At 61.8% G+C, this 6,798-nt stretch carries 9 protein-coding genes; 1 reads left to right on the top strand and 8 read right to left on the bottom strand.

Going from position 1 to position 6,798, the window contains the following annotated elements; all coding sequences use genetic code 11:
* Positions 1 to 183: 183 nt before the first annotated feature.
* From AB1451_10125 to queF, 7 genes are all read right to left on the bottom strand, one after another.
* Positions 184 to 822: a hypothetical protein gene (locus AB1451_10125; GenBank protein MEW6683259.1), complete on the bottom strand. Its 639-nt coding sequence runs from the start codon at positions 820 to 822 to the stop codon at positions 184 to 186.
* Positions 823 to 950: 128 nt separating this feature from the next.
* Positions 951 to 1,367 (bottom strand): PIN domain-containing protein, encoded by a 417-nt coding sequence (locus AB1451_10120; GenBank protein MEW6683258.1) that lies wholly within the window; start codon positions 1,365 to 1,367, stop codon positions 951 to 953.
* Positions 1,364 to 1,600 (bottom strand): type II toxin-antitoxin system VapB family antitoxin, encoded by a 237-nt coding sequence (locus AB1451_10115; GenBank protein MEW6683257.1) that lies wholly within the window; start codon positions 1,598 to 1,600, stop codon positions 1,364 to 1,366. Before AB1451_10115 ends, AB1451_10120 begins: the two co-directional genes overlap by 4 nt.
* 52 nt (positions 1,601 to 1,652) lie before the next feature.
* On the bottom strand, positions 1,653 to 2,414 hold the full coding sequence (locus AB1451_10110; GenBank protein ID MEW6683256.1) for an ABC transporter permease: 762 nt from the start codon (positions 2,412 to 2,414) through the stop codon (positions 1,653 to 1,655).
* Positions 2,411 to 3,373, bottom strand: coding sequence for an ABC transporter ATP-binding protein (locus AB1451_10105; GenBank protein MEW6683255.1), 963 nt, complete (start codon positions 3,371 to 3,373; stop codon positions 2,411 to 2,413). Before AB1451_10105 ends, AB1451_10110 begins: the two co-directional genes overlap by 4 nt.
* 29 nt (positions 3,374 to 3,402) lie before the next feature.
* Positions 3,403 to 3,873, bottom strand: coding sequence for a DUF4149 domain-containing protein (locus AB1451_10100; protein ID MEW6683254.1), 471 nt, complete (start codon positions 3,871 to 3,873; stop codon positions 3,403 to 3,405).
* Positions 3,870 to 4,241 carry a preQ(1) synthase gene (gene queF / locus AB1451_10095; protein ID MEW6683253.1) on the bottom strand — a complete coding sequence of 124 codons (372 nt, stop codon included), beginning with the start codon at positions 4,239 to 4,241 and terminating at the stop codon, positions 3,870 to 3,872. Before queF ends, AB1451_10100 begins: the two co-directional genes overlap by 4 nt.
* A 236-nt stretch (positions 4,242 to 4,477) precedes the next feature.
* Between queF and AB1451_10090 the strand changes: the two genes are divergently transcribed.
* Positions 4,478 to 4,738 (top strand): hypothetical protein, encoded by a 261-nt coding sequence (locus AB1451_10090; GenBank protein MEW6683252.1) that lies wholly within the window; start codon positions 4,478 to 4,480, stop codon positions 4,736 to 4,738.
* Here the strand turns inward: AB1451_10090 and AB1451_10085 are convergent.
* Complete coding sequence (locus tag AB1451_10085) at positions 4,713 to 6,677, bottom strand: sulfatase-like hydrolase/transferase (GenBank protein ID MEW6683251.1); 1,965 nt, start codon at positions 6,675 to 6,677, stop codon at positions 4,713 to 4,715. The two genes, AB1451_10090 and AB1451_10085, sit on opposite strands and share 26 nt — an antisense overlap.
* Positions 6,678 to 6,798: the final 121 nt, after the last annotated feature.

The following is a 6,798-nucleotide window of genomic DNA, read 5'->3' as shown; positions in this document are numbered from 1 at the left end:
GCATTACCCCAACTCCGCGCGGCCTTGGTGCGCCTCGCGGAGCCGGATTCGGCGCGGATCACCCAGGCCGCGTAGGTAGACCACAGGGAGCCGTGATCAAATCTCAACTAAAAAAGGGATTGACTCATTCCCCCGATGGCGGCGGCAAACGCGAGGCATTGTATTTTTTGCATATCAAGCCCATTAGCTATAAACATACCTGTAATGCCGGCGTATGAACGCGATAGTGTCCTGATACTTTTGCTTCGCAGATTCAGGTGCATGATGTCGCATCTGACCGAGATGCGCCAGCAGAGGACTATCAAAGTTTGCGCTACCGTTCTGAAAGCGATAAGCGAGCACCCCTTCGGAAGACTTTTTCCGAAGTGGTACAACGTCTGACACAAAGTCGTGGCGAAGAGGTTCAAGCCCGGCCCTCCGAAGGGCTGCCACGGCCGAAGGTGTTAGCAACAGCCCAATCCAGTCTTGGTCCTCACAGTACTCGTAGGCTTCTACAAATGACGACCCGAGCACTATTGTTGGTTCTTTGGAGAAGAAGGCTGGCCCTAGGCTAATGGCTCCCCGCAAGGGAAGTTCGATGTAAATCGATTTCGTTATCAACGACCGGCACACGAGAAGAAACCATGGATATGACCCGGAGGCGAGATCGGGCGCAAAAACCACGAATGTATCCGAAAACATCACAAAGTCGAGCCGTCCCTGCTTAGCGGAATCTGATTCGAGAATCTGAAGCAAGTCCTCGATCTTAGATTTCAGGGCCTCCCGGGGCACGGGGTGGTCGGCTTGTCGAATCAGACTCTTGAATCCCAGGATGTCAAACACTGCGACCCAAGTTTCTCGTTCGGCCCAAGCAACCATTACAGCTCCTCAATTGATGGCTAACCTGCACCAGATGTTAAACGAGATTCTGGTCCAGATTTATTTTCCATCCGAGGTATGGCCACCCCGACTTATCCGCCCGTCGAGGCGGTCACCTCAACAACGCGGAGGGGGAGGACTCTCCTGATCAGCGTGAAATCGTGGTCTTTGGTGAAGACGGCTCGGTCTGCGGCGAGCGCCACCACGGCGATGATCAGATCAGGGATGCTCATCCCGTTCACGCCCTTTCGCTTCAAACGGAACTGCGTCTCCATCACGTCGTCCCAGAGCGTGGCTGGCGCATCGACGCGCGGGATCGCCTGGAAGTAATCCTTCAACGCCCGATAGTGTTTCAGCGTCCTGGCGCCGGGAATAATCTCCGCCGTGATCAATCCCGTGGTACACACGCGCTCTTCTTGCAACAGGCGGTCCAATGCGATGCCATACGGAGAGTCTCGATCGCGAAAGAAGTCCAGCCAGACCGACGTGTCGACCAGTATCTCGCTCACCCGCGGCGGCCTCGGGCCTTCCGCTTCACGGTGCCATTCGTTCGATCTCGTCGCAGGCGGCTCAAATCCACGTCGAGCCGGAGCACGCCTCTGAGCGAACGGAGTTTTTCGATCTTCTTCGAATCGATCATCTTCTGGAGCGAGAGGACGACGGCCCCTGTATTGGTCTTCGCCCCGGAGACCTTCTTGGCTTCTCCGAGCAGCGCTTTGGGGAGATTCATGGTGGTTCTCATGCCGGCCTCCTAGGGATGATATGCATCATTATAGAAATTTTTATGCATCGACTCAACCCACCCGATCAATCGTCCTCACCGCCAACGAGAGGCAGATGAACGTAAACGCCATGAAGCACGCAAACTCCACCAGCGCGACACTCGCCGACCCGATCCCCAGCAGGCTGTAGCGCAACACGTCCACCTGCCAGGTCATGGGGTTGAGCCACGCGATGGCGCGAAACCATGCGGGTAGGGATTCGATGGGGTAGAACATGGTGCTGAGGAACATTAGAAGAATGTAGGCCGCGCTGTTGAAGGTGTTGAAGGAGTCCATGCGGTCGAAGCGGATTGCGGGAATGCTCAGGAAGAAGAACCAGCCCGCGGTGGTGCACATCACAACCAGGACTGTTACGGGCAGCCAGAGCCAGCGCACCGCCACGTCGAGGGCCAGTGCGCCCAGCAGGATCGCGAGCAGGGCGCCGGTGGCGCTCAGCAGCACGTTGAAGAGAATCTTGCCGAACAGGAACTGGCGCCGGGTGATGGGATAGGTGAGCAGTTCATAGAAGATGCCGGAGTCCTTGTCCATGAAAAAGCCCCACGACGTGTTCAGGGCGATACCAAAGGTTGTCATGGCCAGCACGCCGGCCAGGAAAAAGTCCGCGTACGGGATCGGGGTTCCTTGGATGGCGAACTGCTCGCCGAACGTGCGCTCGAACCCGAGGCCGAACAATAAGAGATACGCGACCGGCACGAACAGATCCCAGAACACGAACCCGATATTCGTGATGCGCTGCCGCCAGTCGCGGTAGAAGATCGCCACCAAGCCGCTCATGGCGCCCCGTCCTCTTGCGGGCCGGTGTGTTTGGTTTGAACCAGCTCCACGAAAATCTCTTCCAACCCAGCGCCTTGGACTTCGAAGTGCAGGATCGGGATCGCTCGCGCCACCTCGGCCAGCTTGCCGAGCAACTGCGCTTCTTCGCCCTTGAAGAGCATATCCACCGTGTCCCCGTCTATCCGGAGGGATGCAGGGTTCAGGGGCTGCAGGAGTTGCTGAAAGTCCCCGTCGCGGGCAAAGGTCATGGTCACGCGAAACATGCGGTTGGAGAGCCTGCGCAAATCTTGTAGCGTGCCGGCGGCCAGGGTCTTGCCGCGGTTGATGATCATGATGGTGTCGCACAGCTCTTCGGCTTCGCTCAGCACCTGGGTGGTCAACAGCACGGTGCGGCCTTTTTTCGCTTCCAGACGGATGCGATCCAGCACGCGGCGTCGCATCAGCGGGTCCATGCCGGTGGTGCTTTCGTCCAGGAAGATCACGGGCGCGTCCACCATGAAGATCTTGGCGACTTGGATGCGGCGCTTGGTGCCCAGGCTCAAATGCTGCACGGTCTGGCGCGCCTGGCTGCCGAGTTCGAACTCTTCCAGCAACCAGCGCATGCGGGCGCGCGTCTCGTCTGCGCCCACGCCGTGCAAATAGGCGTAGATCCGCAGGTTGTCTTCCACCGTGAGCAGGCCGTCCACCGCGGTCTGCTGCAGCACCGCCACGATCTGCCGCCGCACGTCCAGGGCTTGGTGGACCAGGTCGAATCCGCAGATGGTGGCGTGGCCCGAGGTGGGAGCCGTCAGCGTGGTGAGGATCTTGACCAGGGTGGTCTTGCCCGCGCCGTTGGGGCCGAGCAAGCCGTAGACCTGGCCTTGCGAGACCTCGAACGACACGCCGTGCAACGCGTGGATCGGTTCCGCGCCGGACGCCCGGTAGACCTTGCGGATGTCTTCGACCGTGATGACGTTCATCGCGCGACACGCCGATGAAATACCGCGGGCTACTTGGTCTTCGGCTTCGGCGGGCTGGCCACGCCCCAGACCAATGCGGTCAGGGCGCCGATCAAGATCGCTCCGTTCAGCGTGACGGAGCGGCGGTGCAACGTGTTGAACCGACTTCTGACCATGGGGCTTTCGTTCGCGGCGTCGGTCTGCCGCAGCTCCGCCCGCAGCGCGCGCGCCTCCGGCGACAGCACGAAGCCGGCGTAGAGCGTGGCGCCCAACAACGCGATCATCAGGACATTGCGGACCTTGCCACGAAACCCGCCCGCGAGCCACAGGGTCAACAGCGCCGCGCCGGCGCACGCGTAGCCGACAATGTGATAGGGCACGAACAGCTTGTTCATCAGGTCCCCCGCCTGGCCGGTGGGAAACGTTCGAAACGTAGTGGGCGCGAGCACGCCCGCAAAAAACCCCATCACCCCGACCCAGAACGCGAGCGCGGTGATGTGGAGTTTTGCCCAGATGCTCACGGCGGTGCGAATCCCGGCTTGGTGTGCCGAACCGTCACCACGGTGTGAATACCCCCGCGTACAAAGAAGTCGCCTTCGATCTCGGCAAAGCGCGGCTGGAGCGTGGCGACCAGATCGTTGAGAATCGCGTTGGTCACGGCTTCGTGGAACGCGCCTTCATTGCGATAGGACCAGAGATACAACTTCAACGACTTCAATTCCACGCAGAGTTTGTCGGGGGTATAGCGAATACGGATCGTCGCGAAGTCGGGTTGCCCGGTCTTGGGGCACAAACACGTGAACTCCGGGCACTCGAACCGGATTTCGTAATCACGTTCCGGATTCGGATTTGGGAACGTGTCGAGCGATTTGGAGGGACTGGTGGGCACGGCGCGATCGTACCGTAGCGTCATGCCGCTTTGCAATACAACGCTCGCTCCAGTAGAATCGCGGGACCATGCGACCAAGTCAGGAGACAAATCCCCCCTCCCCCCCTTTGTTAAAGGGGGGCAAGGGGGGATTTAGCAGGCGAACGAACGCCGCCAGCGCAATCTCGGGGGCCGTACTCGCTATTTGCGCGTTAACCCCATCGTCCGCTCTGTCCGCCGAGCCCGTCAAACCGCCCATGCTGGCTCAGGACACCGCTACAATCACCGAGCGCAACTTTTTCACGAACCTCAATGTCACCGCGTATTCGCTCACCGTCGGCACCATGGAGATCCGGGCGGACAAGCAGGGGCCGCCGTGCCCCAACGGCGACGTCGGCCAGAAGATCGAGGTCCGCTACGACAATAAGGTGATCTTCCTCGGGCCCGAAGGCCAGAAGCCCGAGTGCAAGCTGAAGGTCCGTCAGATGGCCTTCACCGCGCCGCCGCAGTCACGGTGAGCGTCGCCCCGCCGTGCGGGGGCCGTACCCGGTTCTCCAGGATCAACTCGTAGCTGAATCGAAGGTAGGCCCGCAAGTACCGGCCCATGCGCTCGGCCGCAGCGCGCGTCACCTCGTCCCGTTCCAGCACGTTCGCGCCCGGATCCACCGTGTAGTCGTACAGCGCCACCGGCGCGTCCATTCGCGTGAGCAGCAGGTAGGGCGCCTCCGCCACCACGAACATGTCCCCGCGCGGCAGCACGCCGACACGCGGCCCCGGCGCGAACACGGACTTACCCCATGACGTGAACGGGGTTGACAAGCCCACCGCGTGCACCAGGGTGGGGAACACGTCGAGGTGAGTGACGACGCCGTCGAAGCGCCCGGGCTTGATCAGGCCCGGGCCATAGAGCAGGCACGGGATGTGGTACGCCTCGTAGAGAGTCTCGCCGGTGGAAGGCCCCTCGGTGTGATCGCCCAGGATCACGAACAGGGTGTGGTCGAAGTAGGGGGCGCTGCGGGCCGTTTCGAAAAAGCGCGAGAGCGCCCAGTCCGTGTAAGCCATCGAATTGCGAAATTCATGGAACGGAACCTCGGGGCCGAAGCGCTCGAAGGTCTTGGACGGCAGGAGATAGGGCGTGTGCGAGCTGAGCGAGAACACCGCGGTGTAGAACGGTTCTTGGAGGCGGCGCATCTCCGCGTCCGCGCGCAGGAACGCGGGCTCGTCGTAGATGCCCCACACGCCGTCGTCCGTGGCTTCGGTGATTTCGAAATCCTCGCGCGACACGTGGCGCTCGATGCCGATCCGTCTCATCAAACCGTCGAATCCCATGGATCCGCGTCGCGCGCCGTGCACGAACAGGGTCTGGTACCCGTTCGCGCGAAACACGCTCCCGACCGGCTCCAGGCGGGTCTGGTAGAGCAGGCCGCCCTGGCCCAGCACCATCCCCGGCCACACCGGGACCGACCCGAGGATGGCCGACAACCCTTCGATCGATCGCTGCGCATTCGCGAAGCAATTGGTCAGCAGCAAACCGTCTTGCGACAACTGCGAAAAGAACGGGGTCGCGTCCGGCTCGGCGCCCAGCGCTCCCACGAACTTCGCCGACCAACTCTCCAGGATGAGCACCACCACGTTCCAACGCCGCGGACCCTCCGGGGCAGCCTGGAACCGGCGCAAGAGCGGATACTCGGGCTCGGCGATCTCCGGAGGAGACGCCACAATTCGCTCCAATACGGCTTGGCGATCCGCCGCCGGATCGCTGGATGCAAGCCGCGCGAGTTGCGTCACAGGATCGCGACCGTCCAGCCGCTCGGCCAGCGAGAACAGCGAGGTGTATAGGCCGTTGAGGGTCAGCCCGCCCAGTTCGACCGATTCGTTCAGATACGCGCTGCGCACCCCCATGGGCTTGGCCTGCGGCCCGCCGCGGATGAACACGACCTCCAACGAGATCAGGATCAGCAAGACGAGCGCTTCCACCGCGAGCGTTCGCGCCCGGCTCGGCTGCGGGCCCGTGGACACCGCGACGAACGAGCGGGCGACCTTCCAATACGCGAGGGAGAAGACGACCATGACCACGGCCAGGCCGATCAACTCCGGCAGGTACTGGGCCAGACCGATCCCCAGTATGGTCCGCAGGTCGTGGACCGCGCTCTGGACCTCGAAGGTCAGGTGCCGCTGCGCGAACCCGAAGTACTGGATGTCGACGAAGTCATAGACCAGGAGCGCGTTGAACCAGAGCAACAGCGCGGCCAGCGTGACGCGCGTCAGTCGCGGGCTGCGCGACACCCCCGGGAAGAACAGGATCAGGAAGAACGGCGCAGTCAACATGACCACCGTGGACAGGTCGAACCGCAGGCCGTACAAGAAAGCCCACACCACGTTCGCGGGCGGCGCGCTCGAGAACACGTCGGCGTAGGTGAGGAAGAAGACGAGGCGGCCGAAACAGAACGCGGCCACGAAGAGGGCGATCAGTCGGAAAAACCGGTTGAAGCGATCCGCGACGATGGCACGCCTCCGGTCGATCCCATCGGGTTGCGGCCCGATGACTTCGCTCGATCATACCGAAATTGAGGCGTCG

The sequence above is a fragment of the Nitrospirota bacterium genome, from assembly GCA_040757335.1.
In the GTDB taxonomy this organism is placed as follows: Bacteria; Nitrospirota; Nitrospiria; order 2-01-FULL-66-17; family 2-01-FULL-66-17; genus JBFLXB01.
Note: the sequence above shows the minus strand (reverse complement) of the source record. Positions and strands in the feature narration are given on the sequence as shown.